The 20,080-nt window shown below is 63.1% G+C and carries 17 protein-coding genes; 4 read left to right on the top strand and 13 right to left on the bottom strand.

The annotated features are described in order from the left end of the window. Positions 1–73 precede the first annotated feature (73 nt). The 3 genes from lptE to E0H22_RS01265 all read right to left on the bottom strand — a co-directional run bounded on the left by lptE (position 74) and on the right by E0H22_RS01265 (position 5,035). A complete protein-coding gene (gene lptE, locus E0H22_RS01275) occupies positions 74–628 on the bottom strand; it encodes an LPS assembly lipoprotein LptE (protein ID WP_233023973.1) in 555 nt (184 codons plus the stop codon). Next, on the bottom strand, positions 615–3,224 hold the full coding sequence (leuS, locus tag E0H22_RS01270; protein ID WP_233023972.1) for a leucine--tRNA ligase: 2,610 nt from the start codon (positions 3,222–3,224) through the stop codon (positions 615–617). The genes lptE and leuS overlap by 14 nt, the downstream gene beginning before the upstream one ends. Before the next feature lie 113 nt (positions 3,225–3,337). After that, a complete protein-coding gene (locus tag E0H22_RS01265; protein ID WP_233023971.1) occupies positions 3,338–5,035 on the bottom strand; it encodes a diguanylate cyclase domain-containing protein in 1,698 nt (565 codons plus the stop codon). Positions 5,036–5,165: 130 nt separating this feature from the next. Between E0H22_RS01265 and E0H22_RS01260 the strand changes: the two genes are divergently transcribed. Further along, on the top strand, positions 5,166–5,840 hold the full coding sequence (locus tag E0H22_RS01260) for a YggS family pyridoxal phosphate-dependent enzyme (RefSeq protein ID WP_233026596.1): 675 nt from the start codon (positions 5,166–5,168) through the stop codon (positions 5,838–5,840). Positions 5,841–5,994: 154 nt separating this feature from the next. On the opposite strand, the gene E0H22_RS01255 is transcribed toward E0H22_RS01260, so the two are convergent. Next, on the bottom strand, positions 5,995–6,564 hold the full coding sequence (locus E0H22_RS01255) for a L,D-transpeptidase family protein (RefSeq protein WP_233023970.1): 570 nt from the start codon (positions 6,562–6,564) through the stop codon (positions 5,995–5,997). 185 nt (positions 6,565–6,749) lie between these two features. Between E0H22_RS01255 and E0H22_RS01250 the strand changes: the two genes are divergently transcribed. Next, on the top strand, positions 6,750–7,436 hold the full coding sequence (locus E0H22_RS01250) for a response regulator transcription factor (protein WP_233023969.1): 687 nt from the start codon (positions 6,750–6,752) through the stop codon (positions 7,434–7,436). 75 nt (positions 7,437–7,511) lie between these two features. After that, entirely contained in the window at positions 7,512–7,958 is a 447-nt protein-coding gene (locus E0H22_RS01245) for a cyclic nucleotide-binding domain-containing protein (protein ID WP_233023968.1), read from the top strand. A gap of 191 nt (positions 7,959–8,149) precedes the next feature. Here the strand turns inward: E0H22_RS01245 and E0H22_RS01240 are convergent, their stop codons facing one another. The 9 genes from E0H22_RS01240 to tesB form a co-directional block, all read right to left on the bottom strand. Beyond that, positions 8,150–8,965: an exodeoxyribonuclease III gene (locus tag E0H22_RS01240; protein ID WP_233023967.1), complete on the bottom strand. Its 816-nt coding sequence runs from the start codon at positions 8,963–8,965 to the stop codon at positions 8,150–8,152. Positions 8,966–9,406: 441 nt separating this feature from the next. Continuing rightward, complete coding sequence (locus tag E0H22_RS01235; RefSeq protein WP_430715199.1) at positions 9,407–10,258, bottom strand: outer membrane lipoprotein carrier protein LolA; 852 nt, start codon at positions 10,256–10,258, stop codon at positions 9,407–9,409. Positions 10,259–10,436: 178 nt separating this feature from the next. Next, a complete protein-coding gene (locus tag E0H22_RS01230) occupies positions 10,437–12,911 on the bottom strand; it encodes a DNA translocase FtsK (protein WP_233023966.1) in 2,475 nt (824 codons plus the stop codon). 21 nt (positions 12,912–12,932) lie between these two features. Further along, positions 12,933–14,156 carry an aminotransferase class I/II-fold pyridoxal phosphate-dependent enzyme gene (locus E0H22_RS01225; RefSeq protein ID WP_233023965.1) on the bottom strand — a complete coding sequence of 408 codons (1,224 nt, stop codon included), beginning with the start codon at positions 14,154–14,156 and terminating at the stop codon, positions 12,933–12,935. A gap of 241 nt (positions 14,157–14,397) precedes the next feature. After that, on the bottom strand, positions 14,398–15,837 hold the full coding sequence (locus E0H22_RS01220; RefSeq protein WP_233023964.1) for an ammonium transporter: 1,440 nt from the start codon (positions 15,835–15,837) through the stop codon (positions 14,398–14,400). An 81-nt stretch (positions 15,838–15,918) separates the two neighbouring features. Continuing rightward, positions 15,919–16,257, bottom strand: a complete 339-nt coding sequence (locus E0H22_RS01215) for a P-II family nitrogen regulator (protein WP_233023963.1) — start codon at positions 16,255–16,257, stop codon at positions 15,919–15,921. 429 nt (positions 16,258–16,686) lie between these two features. Then, positions 16,687–17,025, bottom strand: coding sequence for a P-II family nitrogen regulator (locus E0H22_RS01210; RefSeq protein ID WP_233023962.1), 339 nt, complete (start codon positions 17,023–17,025; stop codon positions 16,687–16,689). A 184-nt stretch (positions 17,026–17,209) separates the two neighbouring features. Then, on the bottom strand, positions 17,210–17,506 hold the full coding sequence (locus tag E0H22_RS01205) for a YciI family protein (RefSeq protein ID WP_233023961.1): 297 nt from the start codon (positions 17,504–17,506) through the stop codon (positions 17,210–17,212). A 99-nt stretch (positions 17,507–17,605) separates the two neighbouring features. After that, entirely contained in the window at positions 17,606–18,481 is an 876-nt protein-coding gene (tesB, locus tag E0H22_RS01200; protein WP_233023960.1) for an acyl-CoA thioesterase II, read from the bottom strand. Between the two features lie 151 nt (positions 18,482–18,632). Here tesB and E0H22_RS01195 point away from each other — a divergent pair, with 151 nt between their 5' ends. Next, positions 18,633–19,853, top strand: a complete 1,221-nt coding sequence (locus E0H22_RS01195) for a ubiquinone biosynthesis hydroxylase (protein ID WP_233023959.1) — start codon at positions 18,633–18,635, stop codon at positions 19,851–19,853. Positions 19,854–20,080: the final 227 nt, after the last annotated feature.

Raw genomic sequence — 20,080 nt, 5'->3', positions numbered from 1 at the left:
CGCCATCCCCAGCGAATGGCTTGCCATTCGCGAGGAAATGCCGCTTCGCGGCTCCTCAGGGTGAGGGCGAAGACTACGACTCCTTGTAGAAGAACGACGCCAGACGCGTGTTGATGTTGTCCGCGATCTCACCCGCTGCACGGTTCTCTGCGTCGCGCGCGGCGCGGGTGCGGGCGAAGCGCTGCTGCTGGCCGGGGATATCGTAGGTGACACGGGCGAAGGTCGAGCCCGTCAGCACCTGTTTGCCGGTGGCGATCTCGATCAGGCCATAGGTCGCGTCGATGCCGTAATTCTCCGATGTCGGCAGCGCGGTATTCGGATCGACGATCAGCGATGTGCGGCTCGGATTGAAGCGGATCTTCAGCGTGTAGAGCGGCGCCGTGCCGGTGGCGGCGCCATACATCTTGAACATCAGCGCGTTGCGGATCTCGACGCCCACGCGCGCCTGCGGCGAGGCGTTGGGATAGTCGAGCGGCGGCACTTCGACCGCGGCGAGTTTTTCGCGCAGGGCCGGCGAGCCGTCGGCCGTCTTGGCCGCATACATCGGCTGGAAGCAGCCGGCCGTGAGCGCGCCGAGGGCGACGATCGCCGTCAGGCGGGCGGCAATACGGAGCTTAGCCGACAACATTCACGATCCTCTGCGGCACCACGATGATCTTCTTGACGGGCTTGCCATCGAGCGCCTGTTTTACAACATCGAGAGCCAGAGCGGCAGCCTCAATTTCGGAACTCGGCGCTTCCCGCGGAACTGTGACTTCTCCGCGCTTCTTGCCGTTGACCTGGACCGGCAGGGTGATGCTGTCTTCGACCAGCAGATCGGCCTCGACCTGGGGCCACGAGGCTTCGGAGACCAGGCCGGGCTGGCCCAGCACAACCCAGCATTCTTCGGCCAGATGCGGCATCATCGGGGCGAACAGCTGCACCAGGATCACGGCCGCCTCGTTCAGTGCCCAGCACATGTCCGGTGCGGGCGTTTCCGGCCTGGCCAGCGCCTCACTGAGCGCGTTGGCGAATTCCCGGATATAAGCGAGGCAGACGTTGAACTGCAGCCGCTCGACACCGGTCGAAACCTTGTCGAGCGCCCCGTGGGCGGCCTTGCGGACCGCCAGCGCCTCAGCGCCGAAAGTTGCCGGCTTGTCGGCTGGCGCGGTTTTCCCGTGCGCCGCGGCATCATTGACCATGCGCCACAGCCGCTGCACGAAACGAGAGGCACCCTTGACGCCCTCTTCGCTCCAGATCACGTCGCGATCCGGCGGCGAGTCCGACAGCATGAACCAGCGGGCAGTATCGGCGCCATAAGTACCGATGATGTCGTCGGGGTCGACCGTATTGCGCTTCGACTTCGACATCTTCTCGATGGAGCCGATCTCGACCGGTGAACCGTCGGTCAGAAGGGTTGCCGAGCGTGTCGTGCCGTCGCCGGTGATGTTGATTTCCGCCGGGGAGGCAAACGTGCCGTCCTGCTTCTTGTAGGTCTCGTGAACCACCATGCCTTGCGTGAACATGCCGGCAAAGGGCTCGTCCAGGCTCACATGTCCCGTCGCCTTCATGGCGCGGGTGAAGAAACGGCTGTAAAGCAGATGCAGGATCGCATGCTCGACACCGCCGATATACTGATCGACCGGCATCATGCGATCGGCCACCGCGCGCGTCGTCGGCGCATCCGTGTTCCACGGATCGGTGAAGCGCGCGAAGTACCACGACGAGTCCACGAACGTGTCCATCGTGTCGGTCTCGCGCCGCGCCTTGCCGCCGCATTGCGGGCAGGTGACGTGCTTCCATGTCGGGTGATGATCGAGCGCATTGCCCGGTTTGTCGAAGGTCACGTCCTCCGGCAGCACGACGGGCAGATCCTTCTCCGGCACCGGCACCACATCGCACTTTTCGCAATGGATGATCGGAATCGGGCAGCCCCAATAGCGCTGGCGTGAAATGCCCCAGTCACGCAGGCGGAAATTCACTTCGCGCTTGCCCCAGCCGTCGTTCTCGAAGATCGCCAGCGACTTCTTCATCGCTTCTTCGCAGGTCATCACGCCGGGCTCGCCCACCCAGCGGATATACTGCACCGTGTCGGTCTTGGCTGGTACGAAAGCGGTGTTGCCGACGCGTTCGTCACTGCCGACCGGCACGAAGACGTCCAGAACCGGCAGGTCATACTTGCGCGCGAAATCGAGGTCGCGCTGGTCATGGGCGGGACAGCCGATCACGGCACCGGTGCCGTAATCCATCAGCACGAAATTCGCGATATAGAGCGGCAGCTCCCACGTCGAATCAGCCGGATGGGTTGCCTTGATGCTGGTGTCGAAGCCGAGCTTCTCTGCCGTGTCGATCTCGGCCTGTGAAGTGCCGAGCTTGTGGCACTCGTCGATGAAGGCCGCGATCTTCGGATCGCTCTCAGCCAGTTTCTTCGCCAGCGGATGATCTGGGGAGATGGCCGCGAAGGTCGGGCCGTACATCGTATCCGGCCGCGTGGTGAAGACTGGCAGCTTGTCGAAGCCGGCGGGCGCGCCGACCAGACCGAATTCGAAATGCAGGCCTTCCGAGCGGCCGATCCAGTTGTGCTGCATCAGCCGGACCTTGTCCGGCCAGCGATCCAGCGTCTCCAATGCGTCGAGCAGGTCCTGCGAATATTTGGTGATCTTGAAGAACCACTGGGTCAGCTCACGCTGCTCGACGACGGCGCCCGAGCGCCAGCCGCGACCGTCGATCACCTGCTCGTTCGCGAGCACGGTGTGATCCACCGGATCCCAGTTCACCTTCGACTTCTTCCGCTCGACCAGGCCGGCGGCGAGGAAGTCGGTGAACATCTTCTGCTGATGCTTGTAGTAGCTGGGGTCGCAGGTCGCGAACTCGCGTGCCCAGTCCAGTGACAGACCCATGGTCTGCAGCTGCTTTTTCATCGATGCAATGTTGTCGTAGGTCCAGGCCTTCGGCGCCACCTTGCGCTCGATGGCGGCGTTCTCCGCCGGCAGGCCGAATGCATCCCAGCCCATGGGGTGGAGGACGTTGAAACCCTTGGCGCGCTTCAGCCGCGCCAGCACGTCCCCCATCGTGTAGTTGCGGACATGGCCCATATGGATGCGCCCGGACGGATAGGGGAACATCTCGAGCACATAATATTTCGGCCGCGGGTCATCATTCTTGGTGGCGAAGATCGCCTTCTCGTCCCACACGCGCTGCCAGCGCGGTTCGGTCTCGCGGGCGTTGTAGCGTTCGTTCGTCATCGATTCGGCAGTCTGTTCCGGGTCCTGTGAAGGCCGGGACTAGGCCACAAAAGACCACGGTGGGTCAACGGCTTAAGCGTGAAAAGACAGTGCTGCGGCAAGCCGGAGCAGGCTTATGCGCTGAGCGAGACCGCCCTGTCATAGCTCCGCACGAAGCCATGCTCGACCACCGCGTTTCGGCCTCGCCGCTTGGCGGCGTAGAGGGCGGCATCGGCAGCTTCCAGCAGGTCGCGGACGGTTTCCAGCGTGGCCGGAGCTGCGGCGGCGACGCCGACGCTGACCGTGACGCGCTGATGGGTGCTGGTGGCATGCGGGACGGTCAGGTTCCAGATTTCCGAGCGGACCATCTCGCCGATCTGGACGCCGCGCGCGGTGTCGGTGGCCGGAAGCAGCAGGCAGAACTCTTCGCCGCCGTAGCGGCCTGCAAAGCCCGACACGCGATCGGCCAACTGGGCGAGCGTCTCGCCGACGCGGGCGAGACAGGCATCTCCCTCGGGATGGCCATAGCTGTCATTGAACATCTTGAAGTAGTCGACATCGATCATCAGCAGCGCCAGATCGTCGCCGGACTGCTGGGCGCGCAGCCATTCGAAATCGAGCCGGCTCTGGAAACCACGGCGATTGGCGAGGCCGGACAGCATGTCGACCGATGCCAGCACCGTGAGCTGTTCGTTGCTGGCGCGCAATTCCCGCTCGCGGCCGCGCAGCTGCGCCGCCATGCCATAGAAGGCGCGGGCCAGCGGGACGAATTCGGCCGGCAGCGAACTGCGCGGCAAGCGTGCCGACCAGTCGCCGCGGCCGAAGTGTTTCGCCATGATGGAAATGGCGCGGATCGGGTTGATGATCATGCGCTCCGCCACCACCAGCGCGCCGAGCAGCGCAAACAGGCAGGCGATGGCGAGCTGGATATAGGCATTCCGGATCTCGTGGTCGGCAATCGCGGAGACGCGCGATTCGTCGATGCTGACGATGAGTTGTGCGCTGGTGCCGGGAATGGCCGCGAAGGATACGGCGCGCGGGGTGCCGTCATCCGCCGTGAAGGACAGCGAGCCCGATTGCCGCTGCGAGTTGCGCAAGTCAGCTGCGATCAACGGCAGTAGCGACAGGTCTTCCATCGGCCGGCCGATCGCATCGGCGTTGTTCGGCGGCGCGGCCAGCACCGTGCCGGCGTGATCGACCAGCAGTGCGGTGACGCCCGGTCGTTCGCCGAGATTGCTCATCAGCTTCGACATCCAGTCGAGATTGACGGCAGCGAGGATCACGGCGTCGTCAGCGCGGGTTTCGCCCGGCGCGAGATAGGCGGCCATGATGGTCGGCAGATTGGAAAGGCGGCTGAAGACATAATCGCTGACGGTGAATTCGCCGGTGGCGATCGCCTGTTTGAAATAGGGGCGATCGCTGAAATTGAACTGGGTATCCACGACCTCCGGCCAGGTTGAGCAGCGGGCGATGCCATCGACGCCGGCGACGGTCAGGCTGCGCAGCCAGGGCATGTTGCTGCGCAGGCTGGCCCGCATGATGGCGCAGCTCCGGTTCACCTGCGCTGCGCTCGAATAGATATAGGCCGATGATTTCAGCACCGCCTCGATGGACGCGAAGACTTCGCGCTGCGCGTCGGCGCTGTGCCGCGCGATGCCGGCGAATTCCTGCGATGCGGCGGCGATTTGTTGCGCGCGGGCATGATGCAGCGAGCGGATGCGCTCGGCCATCAATGGTCCCACCAGAATCAGCGCGAACAGCACCAGACGGGCACGAATGCCGAGGGCTCCCCTGAGTCTGGCTTTATTGCGGTTGATACCGATGCGTGACATCTTCGGATCCCTGAGCCCCGCGGACATAGGTACTTCAAAGCGTTCACAAACCCTTTCGCGGAACCCTCAAATTGCCGTTGTCCCCACGAAAGCTCGCGTCATGGTTGAAAATAATTCAGTGCAGGGTTCCATGACGTTAACGGGTTCTTTACCAACCGGCGGCCTCGCCGCGGTGGAGGCCGAAATCCGCCGTGCGTGCAGGGAAGCCCGTCGTGAGCGGACTTCCGTCAATCTCGTCGCCGTATCGAAGACCTTCGAGGCCGATGCGATTCAGCCTGTCATCGATGCGGGCCAGCGCTTATTTGGCGAGAATCGAGTGCAGGAAGCGCGGGGCAAATGGCCGGCGCTGATCGCCGCGCAACCCGGGATTGAGCTGCATCTGATCGGGCCGCTGCAATCCAACAAGGCCAAGGAAGCGGTGGCGTTGTTCGATGCGATTCACTCCGTCGATCGTCCCTCGCTGTGCGATGCGCTGGCCAAGGAGATCACCGCGCAACAGAAGCGCCCGCAATTGTTCGTGCAGATCAACACCGGCGAGGAGCCGCAAAAGGCTGGCATCGCGCCGGGCGAGGCGGATGATTTTCTGGCGCGCTGCCGCGATCACTGGGGCCTCGGAATCTCCGGCCTGATGTGCATCCCGCCGGTGGACGAGGCGCCTGCGCCGCATTTCGCGCTGACCGCCAAGATCGCCGCGCGCAACGGGCTGACGCAGCTGTCCATGGGCATGAGCGCCGATTTTGCCGTGGCGATCCAGTTTGGCGCCACCCATGTGCGGGTGGGATCGGCGATCTTCGGGCACCGCTAGCTCCGTCCCTCATTCGGCAAACTCTTCCCTCATGGTGAGGAGCGCGCCATGGTGGCGCGCGTCTCGAACCATGAAATGGCTGGCTCGGAGCGTACCGCCATCCTTAGACGCCGCTACGCGGCTCCTCGGGATGAGGGCGGAGTTGATCCAACAATCACCCGATCACGATCTCCGTGTCCGTTCCCAGCCGCGCCAGCAGCCGCAGCATCGCACCTTTGCGCATGGCTACGCAGCCGGCCGTCGGGCCCCAGTTCTGCCGCGCCAGATGCAGGAACACCGCGCTGCCGCGGCCGGCGATTCGCGGCCTGGTGTTCTGGTCGATCTCGATGATGAAATCGTAGAGGTGATCCTCGCGCGCCAGCCGGTCGCCATTGGCGCCGCGGTCGAGGCGCACCGGCCGATTGTAGCGCCGGTCCCGCGGGTCCTCGCACCAGCCGTCGAAGGGCGAGATCTCCCGTACTGGCAGATGCGTGCGGGGCCTTGCATGGCGATCCCCACGCCACCACAGGCGCAGCGGATGAAACACCCCCTGCGGCGTTGCGCCGTCGCCTTCGCGTTTGTTCGCCTTGATTCCGCCGCGACCCAGCGCGACGGGTATGGATGTGTGATCGAAGCTCAGCCAGCCACGTTGCGGATTACCCGCAGCGCGCCGCACCAGCACCCGCTTAACCGGCCGATCACGCAAGCTTGTTCGATAAGTACCTGAATTAACGACGTTTCCCATCTAATCCCGCCGCTTCACCTTGGCCGTTTACCGCAAATGTTCTATTTCGCGCTGCAAAGCCACATTCGCTGAGAATGCTAGGTTTTTTGCGCTAGACTATGCGGCGATCTCGAAACCGTGATGATCTCCACCCGTCATCGCGTCTCAAGCGTGAAGCCGCAGCAGCCGTCCAAAGGATTGTCGCAATGCCGAATGCCCGCAAGATCTTGATCGTGGATGACGACATTGATTTGCGCGAGGCGCTGGTCGAGCAGTTGTCGCTGCACGAGGAATTCGAAGCCTCTGCCGTCGATACCGGCGCCAAGGGCGCGACAGCAGCCAAGACCAATTCCCCCGATCTGGTGCTGATGGATGTCGGCCTGCCCGATACCGACGGCCGCGAAGTCGTGCGCAGCCTGCGCAAGGGCGGCTTCAAGGCGCCGATCATCATGCTCACCGGCCACGACACCGACAGCGACACGATTCTCGGCCTGGAATCCGGCGCCAACGACTATGTCGCCAAGCCGTTCCGCTTCGCCGTGCTGCTGGCGCGCATCCGCGCCCAGTTGCGCCAGCACGAAGCCAGTGAGGATGCGGTGTTTACCGTCGGTCCCTACAGCTTCCGCCCGGGCTCGAAGATGCTCACCGGGGCCAATGCCAAGAAGGTGCGGCTCACCGAGAAGGAGACCGCAATCCTCCGCTTTCTCTATCGCGCCGGCCAGACCGCGGTGTCGCGCGAGACGCTGCTGCAGGAGGTCTGGGGCTATAATTCCGGCGTGACGACCCATACGCTGGAAACGCATATCTACCGGCTGCGCCAGAAGATCGAGAAAGATGCCGCCAATCCGGAAATCCTGGTGACGGAAGCCGGTGGCTACAAGTTGGTGCCGTGATACGAATAGTGGACCGATTCGCCTGTAGCTCGTCGTTGCGTCCGGTCCACGCGGCTTTCCGACTCGATTTTTCGCATGTCGATTGATGATGACGTCTCATTGCTCGAGCGTGTCCCGACATTACGCTTGCTCGGGCGCGATGCTCTGCGCGTGATCGCCATCGGCTCCGAGCAGCAGGAATTCGCCCGCGGCTCGTTTCTGTTTCGCGAGGACGAGCCGGCCGATTGCGGCTATGTGGTGCAATCCGGTGCGTTCCGCATCAGTGTCGATGACGGCAGCGGCCATGAAGTGGTGGCCGGTCGTGGTGCGCTGATCGGCGAATTGTCGCTGCTGATCTCGATGCCGCGCCGCTCGACTGCGGTGGCAACCGAATATTCGAGCGTGATCCGGATCACGCGCAGCCTATTCCAGCGCGTGCTCGACAGCGATCCCGATGCAGCCCTGCGCCTGCGCAACGATATGGCAGCGCGGGTGAACGAGCTGACCAGCGATTTTGTGCAGGTAAGGGCGAAGCTGGGGTAGTACACTCCGTCCCTCCCGCCTGAACGCAGTTGCGTTCAGGCTGAGGTGAGGAGGCCTAGCGGCGCAATTGCGCCGCTGACAGCGCCGTCTCGAACCATGAGTTGGCTTGGCTCTGAGCGCGTGGCCATCCTTCGAGACGCCGCTGCGCGGCTCCTCAGGATGAGGGACAGAGTTCAAGGTCGCGTGTTCAACTACACATCCATCACGACGGTCACCGGCACATGATCCGATGGCCGTTCCCATCCACGCGCGTGGCTGAGCACGCTGAAGTCCTGCACCGAATCCCTCAGCGCATTCGATACCCAGATATGATCCAGCCGTCGCCCGCGATTCGATGCGGCCCAGTCCGCGGCGCGGTAGCTCCACCACGTATAGATCTTCTCGGAGAGCGGAATGCGCTCGCGCGCTACGTCGATCCAGTTGCCTTCGCTCTGCACCGCCAGCAGTTTTTCGCATTCGATCGGCGTATGTGACACGATCTTCAGCATCTGCTTGTGCGACCACACGTCGTTCTCGTGCGGCGCCACGTTGAGATCGCCGACGAGAATATGCCTGGCATCGCCGCGCGGATGCAGCGGTTCGCAGGCGCGCATCTCGTCGAGAAACGATAGTTTGTGCGCGAATTTCGGATTGGCTTCGGGATCTGGAATATCGCCGCCGGCCGGCACATAGAAATCATGCAGGATCAGCGGCGCGCTGAGTCCGGCCTGTGCACCGAACGCCACGGAGATGTGGCGCGAATCCACCTTGTCGCAGAACACGCGGATATCGGTGGTCTCGAACGGCAGTTTCGAGACGATGGCGACGCCGTGATAGCCCTTCTGTCCGTTCAGCGCGACGTGGTTGTAGCCAAGCTGCTTGAAGCGCTTCAGCGGAAACGCATCGTCGGGGCACTTGGTCTCCTGCAGGCACAGCACGTCGGGCCGGTGCTTCTTCAGGAAGTCGGCGACGAGCTCGATACGCAGGCGGACGGAATTGATATTCCAGGTGGTGAGGGTGAGACGCATGGAAATCCGATGATGGGCCACAGACGCGACCCTCATCCTGAAGAGCGCGTTCCTCACGCGCGTCTCCGGCGAATGGCACTCACCATTCGCTTGGGATGGTCGCCCCCTCCCATCTCATGGTTCGAGACGCGCGCCAAGTGGCGGCTCCTCACCATGAGGGGCTGTGGTTGTGGCCGATGCGATGTTGTGGACGAGTGGAGGACCCCACCAAAACCCTCATCCTGAGAGTCTGACCCGTAAAGCGGTCGAGGTGGTTTTCGACAGCTTTTGCTCGGAACAATGCCCGTTCAGCTTAGGATCTCGATTCTCCGTCCCTCATCCTGAGGAGCCGCGCAGCGGCGTCTCGAAGGATGGCGACGGAGCGCTGCATCTCTCGGTTCGAGACGGCGCTCTCAGCGGCGTAATTGCGCCGCTAGGCCTCCTCACCATGAGGGGTGGAGCTTAATTCGCGCCGCCGCTCGGATACCGGGCGAAGTCGATCTTGAACAGGCCCGGATCCGGCTTTCTCGTGGTGTCCAGATTGTAGATCGCCACCGTGGTGTCGTAGCCCTGCGGATCGGTGATGGTCCACTGCTTGAGCTGGCCGTCCTTCGTACCGACCATCAGCATCAGACGCGAAGTGCCGACCACGGCGTTGCGCTCCTCGATGATGACCGACGTGTAGAGATCGTCGGCGGACACGGCGACGACATTGGTGTCCTTCATCAGGTCGATGCGGTCGGACAGCAGGAAGCGCAGCGGCGTTTGCGACAGCGGATAGACATCCTGGGTCGCCAGTTTGGTGTCGCGCACCGCCAGCGACTGCCCGTCGGAGACCATCGCGATTGGTGTCGGCGCATCATATTCGAAGCGCACCTTGCCAGGCTTCTGGATGTAGAAGTCACCGGTGGTCTTGCTGCCGTCGGGCCCGACCTGCACGAAATTGCCCGACAGCGTCGAGAGATTCGACAGATAGGCGCTCACCTTTGCAGCCGATGCCTTCTGATTAGCATCAAAGGTAGTGAAAATGCTCGCCGGCACGTTGCGGCGCGGGTCTGGAATCACCGGCTCCGGCGGCTTGGTCTGCCGCGGTGCCTGCGCCGGAACGACAGCGGCCGGCGGCCGGTTCGGCTGCGTCTCGGACGCGGCGACCTGGAATGCGGTGTTACGCGCCTTCGGCGCGGGTCGTGGCAGCGGTGTGGTTTGCGCCTGGGCCAATGTCATCATGATGCCGACAGCGAAAACCGCAGTGAGGCCGGCGGCACTGGTGCGCAGGAGAGCCGGGTGTGCGGCGTATCGGGTGTCGCGTTTCATCAAAACGTCGTCCTGCTCGGCGATGTCTGCGGCGCATTCTAGCGAATGATCCGATGGCTTGAAATCGTGGGATTCAACGCGGGCTGATGTCACGTCCGCCACACAGGTTGGCCGTAGCCTCGCGCTGTGGCGATTTCGCGACCCGGATGCGGGTTTGTTCCAGGGTACCGTCACGCGCTCAGAAACCGCTCTCTTCTTCGGCAATCAGGATCTCGCGCTTGCCGGCATGGTTCGGCTGGCCCACGACACCTTCGTTCTCCATCCGCTCGATCAGCGATGCCGCGCGGTTGTAACCGATCTGCAGCCGGCGCTGGATGTAACTGGTCGACGCCTTGCGATCGCGCTTCACGATGGCCACGGCCTGCTGATAGAGGTCGCCGCCGCCATCGCTGCCCATGCCGGTATTGTCGAACACGGCGCCGTCTTCGCCCTCTTCAGGCTCTTCCGCCGTGACCGCCTCGAGATATTCCGGCTCGCCCTGGGTCTTGAGGTGTTTGACGACCTTTTCGACTTCCTCGTCAGACACGAAAGGTCCGTGGACGCGCGAGATGCGTCCGCCACCAGCCATGTAGAGCATGTCGCCGCGGCCGAGCAGTTGTTCGGCGCCCATCTCGCCCAGGATAGTGCGGCTGTCGATCTTCGACGTGACCTGGAAGGAAATGCGCGTCGGGAAGTTCGCCTTGATGGTGCCGGTGATGACGTCCACCGACGGGCGCTGCGTGGCGAGCACCACATGCAGGCCGGCGGCGCGCGCCATCTGCGCCAGGCGTTGCACCAGGCCTTCGATGTCCTTGCCGGCGACCATCATCAGGTCGGCCATTTCGTCGACGATGATGACGATATAGGGCAGCGGCGAGAGATCGAGCTTCTCTTCCTCGTAGATTGCCTTGCCGGTTTCCTTGTCGAAGCCGGTGTGGACCGTGCGGGTGAGTTCCTCGCCCTTCTTCTGCGCTTCGATCAGGCGTGCATTGTAGCCGTCGATGTTGCGCACGCCGAGCTTGGCCATGCGCTTGTAGCGCTCTTCCATTTCGCGCACCGCCCATTTGAGCGCGACGACGGCCTTCTTCGGATCGGTCACGACAGGCGTGAGAAGATGCGGGATGCCGTCATAAACGGAGAGTTCGAGCATCTTCGGATCGACCATGATCAGGCGGCACTGGTCCGGCCGCAGCCGATAGACCAGGCTGAGGATCATGGTGTTGATCGCCACCGACTTGCCCGAGCCGGTGGTGCCCGCGATCAGCATATGCGGCGTGCGGGCGAGATCGATGATGATGCTTTCGCCGCCGATATTCTTGCCGAGGCAGAGCGGCAGCTTGATGCCTTCGTTGCTGTCCTGCACCTGCAGCAGTTCGCGCAGATAGACGTTTTCGCGGTGCTGGTTCGGCAGTTCGATGCCGATGGCATTGCGGCCGGGGACGACGGCGACACGCGCGGACAGGGCGCTCATGGAACGCGCGATGTCATCGGCGAGGCCGATCACGCGCGATGACTTGATGCCCGGTGCGGGTTCGAGTTCGTACAGCGTGACGACGGGCCCCGGATTGGCCTTGACGATCTCGCCGCGCACGCCGAAGTCCTGCAATACGCCTTCGAGCGCGCGCGAATTGGCTTCGAGTTCGGCCTTGCTGAGCGGCTTGCGATCGGCCGCCTTCGGTGCGGTGAGCATGCCGACGGAGGGTAGCTCGAACTTGCCGTTGTTCTTGCGGGCAGGCTCCTTCGCGGACGATTTCTTGCGCGCCTTCGGGGCGGGCTCTTCCTCGACCTCTTCTTCTTCCTCCTCGTACTCTTCCTCTTCTTCCTCGTGTGCGTCGTCATGCGGAGCGATCGAAGGGCTCGGGCGGCGGCCGCCGAGATTCGGCTCCTGACGCTGGAACGCGGTGGCGCGGGGCTCGCCGCCGGAGGTGACGAATTTGCCGTACAGGAACGACAGGATGCGGCCGATGCGCGCCTTGGTGCTCATCAGGCCGTGCACGAGCCAGCCGAGTGAAACCGAAAAGGATCGGCGGTCGTTCTCCTCGTCGACTTCTTCGAACGGCTCTTCGTCGATGTCGTCGATCTCGGGGAATTCTTCCTTCGGCTTGGCGCCATATCCGCAGGCGATGACGAACGTCGCCGTCATCAGCGAACAGAAAATCAGGCCGAGCACGAAGCGGTAGATGAAGCCGACGGGGCCGAACACGACGGCTGGCGTACGGAACAGCGCATCGCCAACCACGCCGCCGACGCCGGTCGGCAGCGGCCACGATCCGCCATGCTGCCAGCAGCTGGCGAAGCCCGAGGCGAACACGGTGCAGAGCAGCCAGCAGGTGAGGCGCAGCGCTTCGCGGTCGAAGTGCCGATGCGTCATCATCCGCCAGCCCCAGACGGCGACGGTGAGGATCATCATGATCGCGCCAAGGCCGAGGATCTGCATCAGGAGGTCCGCGCCGATCGCGCCGGGATAGCCGGCGACATTCCGGATCGCGCGCGAGGTCGCATGCGACAGACTCGGGTCCTGGACAGACCATGTCATCATGGCTGCCGCGGCCACGCCGGCGACGCCGACTAGGCCGAAGCCGGCGAGTTCGCGCAGCCGCCGTCCCAGCGCCTCGCGCAGCGAGGCGGGCAGGTGCCCGACTAGGGGAATGACACGTTCGATCGTGGTGCTCATGCTTGCTGCGCGCCCCTGCGATCAGCCGAGAATTTTGACCAGCCGGTGCAACGCCTCGGCGGTGGTATCGCTGTCCTGAACCATGGCGATCCGGATGTAACCCGCGCCGGGATTGCTGCCGTCGGGCTGCGTCCGGGCGAGGTAACTGCCGGGGACGACGCGAACACCGCCGTCTCTGTAAAGCCGCACTGTCGCCTCTTCGTCGCCACCGCATTTCGAGACATCGAGCCACAAACAGAAGCCACCAGCGGGCCGTTTGTAGCCGTAGCGCGAGCCCAGAATCTGGTCCGCGAGATCGAACTTCAGTCCGTAAAGCCGGCGGTTGTCCTCGACGTGGCTCTCGTCGCTGTAGGCGGCGATTGCCACCTGCTGCAGCGGCACCGGCACCTGCGGCGCGGCGACGTTGCGTAGCTCATGGAAAGCGCTGAGGAATTTCCTGTCGCCGGCAACGAAGCCGACGCGCATGCCGGGCAGGTTGGAACGCTTCGACAGCGACTGGAAGGCCACCACGTTCTGGAAGTCCGGGCCGGCGCAGGCGAGCATGCTGCCGGGCGCTTCGCGGGTATAGATCTCGGAATAGCATTCATCGCTGAGGACGATGAAGCCGTGCTTCAGGCTGAGCGCGTGCAGCTGCCTGAAATATTCCGGTGTCGCGACAGCACCTTGCGGGTTCGCTGGCGAGGCGATGTAGATCGCCACGGTTCGCCGCAAGATCGCCTCATCCATCTTCGTGAGGTCAGGAAGAAATCCGTTTTCGACCGTGGTCGGCAGGAAAACCGGCTCGCACCCTGCGGCCCGCGCGCCGGCGCCATAGGCCGGATAGAACGGATTCGGTAGTAAAATCGCGGGCTTACCCTCGCGCGGCCCGACATAACGGGCCGCCGCAATGCCGGCGAAAAACAGTCCCTCGCGGCTGCCATTCAGCACCAGCACTTCGGTTTCCGGATCGACCGCGCGCGGCAGGTTGAATCGCTTCGTGATCCATTTTGCCGCGGCCTCGCGGAACGGCGCGATTCCCTTGGCGATCGGATAAAGCCCGAAATCGTTGATATGCTTGGCTAAAACAGGCCCGACAAAATCCGGCACCGGATGCTGCGGCTCGCCCAGCGACAGGGTGATCAGCGGCAATCCCGGCTGATAGGGCGCCAGCAGCTCGGTCAGCCGCGCAAATGGCGAGCGTTCGCCATCGGGGCCCGCGGAGGTCCGGGAAACACCATGCAGCTGCGCGGGAATCGTGGAAGCCATCGGAAAAACGCCCGTACTTTCAACGCTGCCGACCGCCCCATGAGATCGGCAGAAATGGGATCAGACCACCATAGATACGGCGAGGTTAAGGCCCGATTAACCATGGATTTTCAGTACGTTTTCGTAGCGTCTTTCGAAAGCTAGAGCCCCACAAATGTGAAGGGCCCCAACTTGCGCTGGGGCCCTTCGACGGCTCGGGCATTGCCGGGTATTGCCCCAGCCGATCTCGATATTTCGGCGCTTACATGTTGTAGGCGCGTTCGGTGTGCTCGGTGACGTCGAGGCCTTCGCGCTCGACTTCGACGGTGACGCGCAGGCCGACGATCACATCCACCACCTTGTAGAGGATCGCCGAACCGACGCCGGAGAACACCAGCGTCAGCAGCACGCCCTTACACTGCGCCAGCACCTGGGTGACCATGTCGTAGTCGGCGACCTTGCCAGCCACGTAGTCCATCACGCCGGTGCCGCCGAGGGCCGGGTTGACCAGGATGCCGGTGCCGATTGCGCCGATGATGCCGCCGATGCAGTGCACGCCGAACACATCGAGCGAGTCGTCATAGCCGAGCGAGTTCTTGATGGTGGTGCAGAAGAACAGGCACACGATGCCGGCGATGATGCCGAGCACCAGGGCGCCCATCGGGCCCGAGAAGCCGGCGGCCGGGGTGACGGCGACGAGACCGGCAACGGCGCCCGAAGCTGCGCCGAGCAGTGACGGGTGACCCTTGGTCATCCACTCCGCGAACATCCAGGCCATGGCCGCCGCGGCGGTGGCGAGGAAGGTGTTCACCATGGCGAGGCCGGCGCCGCCCGACGCTTCGAGATTCGAACCGACATTGAAGCCGAACCAGCCGACCCACAGCAGCGAGGCGCCGATCATGGTCATGGTCAGCGAGTGCGGAGCCATCAGCTCCTTGCCGTAGCCGGTGCGCTTGCCGATGATCAGGCAGCCCACGAGACCTGCGATACCGGCATTGATGTGCACCACGGTGCCGCCGGCGAAGTCGAGTGCGCCCCACAGGAAGATCTGGCCGCCATCGGCCATCACTTCGTCAAGCTTGGCCTGAGCAGCAGCCTTGGCATCGGGAGCGGCGGCGGCAACGGCCTTGGCAGCCGCAACGACCGCATCCGGACCGGCCCAGTACCAGACCATGTGCGCCATCGGGAAGTAGATGAGCGTGACCCAGAGCGGCACGAACAGCGCGACGGCTGCGAATTTGGTGCGTTCTGCGAAGGCGCCGACGATCAGCGATGGCGTGATCGCTGCGAAGGTCATCTGGAAGCAGAAATAGACCATTTCCTGCACGGCGACGTCGGCAGTGAAGGTGCCGGCCATGGAGTCCGGCGTGATGCCGGCCATGAAGGCCTTCGAGAAGCCGCCGATATAGGGCGAGCCGCCGGTGAAGGTGATGCTGTAGCCGTACACGGCCCAGATCACCATGACGATGCAGACGGTGTAGAGGATCTGCATCAGCACCGAGAGCATGTTCTTGGAACGGACGAGACCGCCATAGAACAGCGCGAGGCCGGGAATGGTCATCAGCAGCACGAGGACCGTCGAGGTCATCAGCCAGGCGTTATCGCCCTTATTGATCGCCGGGTCGGCGTGAGCCGCAGTTGCGGCAAACAGGCCGACGGCGAGTGCCGCCAATCCCGCGCCAGATGGACGCTTGAACGTCATGTGTTTGACTCCTGAGTAAAGAAAAAAGAGGTGAGCGTTGAGAGGAAGTTTGTCTGAATTGCTTGGCCGGGATGCAGGCGCTTAGAGCGCCGCGGCATCGGCCTCGCCGGTGCGGATACGAACGGCATGTTCGAGGCTGATGACGAAGATCTTGCCGTCGCCGATCTGACCGGTCTTGGCGGCTGCCGAGATGGCGTCGATCGTCTTGTCCACTTGATCGGAGGCGACTGCGACTTCGATCTTGATCTTCGGCAGGAAGCTCACCGCATATTCAGCGCCGCGATAGATTTCCGTGTGGCCTTTCTGACGGCCGTAACCTTTGACTTCCGTCACCGTCAAACCGTGAACGCCGATGGCGGTCAGGGCATCGCGGACTTCTTCAAGCTTGAACGGCTTGATGATCGCCATAACAATTTTCATGGGTCCTATCCCCGCTTAGGCCCGACTGAATGGCCGGGCGATCTCGACTGAGGTTTCACCACGCGGAGAAATTCACAACGCGGCCACAGCCAAGGCCAGTAGAATCAAATGCCGTGCCAACCGGGCCGAGACCGCTAACGTTTTATGAATCCCCCGCTTTTCGCGACATGGGCAGACCGACTCAAGGTGCGCTATTCGGCCGCGCTTAAAGTCTAATCAATGCTGCCTAAAACGAAAGCATGACAGAGTATCGACAAAATCATGCTCAGGCACGAGGCAAGAGAGCGGTATTCCGCCACGCAGATTTCGGGCAGATAGCCTGGAAATGTCTAATTTGGAGGCCCATTCAGCCCATGCGGGCAGGGCTGCAAGCGTTCAACCAGTTGAGCTCTTCGGCGCGTTCTTCCGATCGGAAGGGCGCTCGTGCGGTCAGAGCGCGTCGCTATCGGTCTCGCCGGTGCGGATGCGAAGGGCGCGGTCGATAGGGGTCACGAAGATCTTGCCGTCGCCGATCTGGCCGGTGCGGGCGCTGGAAGAGATCACCTCGACGGTGTTGTCGGCGAGGCTGGAATCGACCGCTATCTCGATGCGCAGCTTGGGCAGGAAATTCACGATGTATTCTGCACCGCGATACATCTCGGTATGGCCCTTCTGTCGGCCATAGCCTTTCACCTCGGTCACCGTCATGCCGTGCACGCCGATGGCGGTCAGCGCCTGACGTACCTCGTCGAGCTTGAAGGGTTTGATGATCGCGACCACGAGCTTCATGACGGGCATCCTGTTTGGCCAGTGCAAAATATGCTTACGCAATCATGCGACGCATTGCCATAGGGCATCGCAGGATGTGTCACAGAGGCGCGAGAGCCCCAGAGCTGTATCGTTGAGGCGTGGTGAAGCCCGCGAGAATATCGCTGCGCTCAACCTATCCAGCGGCTGCGGGTCCGCTGTTTCTTCACAACAAGCACACGCCGCCCACATAGGCCCGACGCTGCCGCACGATGCTGACGCGTTCAAACAGCTCGGCCTTGGTGAAAGGATCGGCGGCGATGAAGGCTTCGGCCTCGGCGCGATCCTCGGTGTCCAGTACATAGATGCCGCCGCCGAGATCGCTGCCGTCGTCGTGCAGCTTGGCGCCGCAGGCAAGCAGCTTCTTCGCGTGCTCGGCCAGGAAAGCCAAATGGGCCGGGCGATGCTCGGCGCGGAGGGCCTGGCTGCCGGGCTTGTCCCAGGTTTCGATCACATAAGGCATAGGTACTTCTCCGCGAAGATTATCGATCATCTGCGTGTGATTGGCTTGTGTCCCGGACGCTGCGCGCTGTATCGCGTCCGGGACGTGAGATCGTCTGTCTCAGCTCTTCGGTTTTTCGCGGCGCTCCCGCACCGAGCCTTCCTGCGCGACGGATGCGACCAGCGTGCCGTCGGGCTTGAAGATCATGCCGCGGGCAAGGCCGCGGCCGTTCTGGGCGCTTGGCGAATCCTGGCTGTAGAGCAGCCATTCGTCGGCGCGGAACGGACGGTGAAACCACATCGCATGGTCGAGACTCGCCGCCATGGCCTGACCGTCAAACAGCGTGCGGCCATAGCGAGACATGATGGAATCGAGCAACGAAAAATCCGACGCATAAGCGAGCGCGCACATATGCAAAGCCGGATCGTCCGGCAGCTTGGCGGCGGTGCGAATCCAGAAATTGATGCGGCCGTCCGGAATCTTCTCGCCGGCATAGCGCTTGAATTCCACCGGGCGCAGCTCGATCGGGCGATCGCTCTCGTAATAGCGGCGGATGTAATCCGGCATCTTTTCGATGATCGGGTCCTTTGCCAGCTCTTCCGCAGACAATTTGTCGGGCGGCGGCACGTCCGGCATCGGATCGAAATGATGGAAGCTGTCTTCTTCCTCGGCGTGGAACGAAACCATCATGGAGAAGATGGCGTGGCCGTGCTGGATCGCGGTGACGCGGCGGGTCGAATAGCTCTTGCCGTCACGCAGGCGCTCGACCTCGTAGATGATCGGGATCTGCGGATCGCCGGGCAGGATGAAATAGCAATGCAGCGAATGCGGCATACGGCCTTCGACAGTGCGCACCGAGGCCACCAGCGCCTGGCCGATCACCTGGCCGCCGAACACGCGCTGCCAGCGCGTCTTCGGGCTGCGGCCGCGGAACATGTTCACTTCGAGGGTCTCGAGATCGAGAATGTCGATCAGGTCGATCAGGCTCCTGGACATGGCGGCGTCTTTCGTGCGGCGGCTGCGTGACGGTCGATTTACCAAGGCCGGACGATCCAGATCATGGTCTCCATGTTCCGGCTTTCCTGCCTTGTTTCGCATTCCTGTTTCGCCCAGCTATAAGCGCGTGGCAACAGCGGGAACGGGTATCATGGCGGCACCAAAAGGCATTGTCATCGGCGGCGGGGCCTTCGCGGGTCTGGCGCTGGCGCTAGCGCTGCGCCAAGGGCTGGGACCGGATGTGCCGGTGGTGGTCGCCGATCCCGCGCTGGCGACGCGGCCGAGCCGCGATCCGCGCGCCTCGGCCATTGTTGCGGCCTGCCGGCGGATGTTCGGCGCGATCGGGGTGTGGGACGCGGTGGCCGCGGAGTCACAGCCGATCCTCGATATGGTGGTGACGGATTCGAAGGTCGATGACGCCACACGGCCGACCTTCCTGACCTTTGCCGGCGAGGTCGAGCCCGGCGAACCGTTCGCCCATATGGTGGAAAATCGCCGGCTGATCGATGAGCTGGTGCTGCACACCGAGGCGGCGGGCATCGATCTGCGTGCGACAGCCGTCGCGAGCTTCGATACGCGGCCGGACGGCGTCAGCGTCACGCTGGGCGACGGCAGCGTGATCGGGGCCGCCTTGCTGGTGGCGGCCGATGGTGCGCGATCGAAACTGCGCGAGCGCGCAGGGATTGCGACTCATGGCTGGGATTATGACCAGTCCGGCATCGTCGTGACCGTGGGCCACGAGCGTGATCACGAAGGCCGCGCGGAAGAACACTTTTTGCCTGCGGGTCCGTTCGCGATCCTGCCGCTGAGGGGCAATCGTTCGTCGTTGGTATGGACGGAGAAGCGCAGGGATGCGGAGCGCATCGTCGCGCTGCCGGATGACGAATTTCATACGGAGCTGGAGCGCCGTTTCGGCCTGCATCTCGGCGAGGTGAAGGCGCTCGATAAACCGCGCGCTTTCCCGCTCGGCTATTTCGTCGCGCGCTCCTTCATCGGCGAACGCCTTGCGCTGATCGGCGACGCCGCCCATGTGATCCACCCCATCGCAGGACAGGGGCTCAATATGGGTCTGAAGGATGTCGCCGCGCTGGCGGAAACGATCGTCGATGCCGCCCGGCTCGGGATGGATTTCGGTCAGGCCGATGTGCTGGAGCGCTATCAGCGCTGGCGTCGCTTCGACACCATGAGCATGGGGCTCGCAACCAATGTGCTGAATTTCATGTTCTCGAACGACCTGCCCTTCGTGCGCAGCATTCGCGATATCGGTCTCGGCATCGTCGATCGCCTGCCGCCGCTGAAGGGGGCCTTCATCAAGCAGGCGGCGGGTTTGTCGGGAGAAGTGCCAAGGCTGCTGAAGGGCGAGGCGATTTAGCTCTCCACCTTTCATCCTGAGTGTCTGACTGGAAATGCAGTCAATAGTTTGGCGCTGCTGGTCGCCCAGACGGAGCCAACAGACTCTGTCCCTCATGGTGAGGAGGCGCGCAGCGCCGTCTCGAACCATGAGCTCGCCTGGCTCGGAGTGTGCGGCCATCCTTCGAGACGCCGCTACGCGGCTCCTCAGGATGAGGGGCGGAGAAGCGTGATACTGAGTTGAACGCG

The organism is Rhodopseudomonas boonkerdii (assembly GCF_021184025.1).
Taxonomy (GTDB): domain Bacteria; phylum Pseudomonadota; class Alphaproteobacteria; order Rhizobiales; family Xanthobacteraceae; genus Tardiphaga; species Tardiphaga boonkerdii.
Note: the sequence above shows the minus strand (reverse complement) of the source record. Positions and strands in the feature narration are given on the sequence as shown.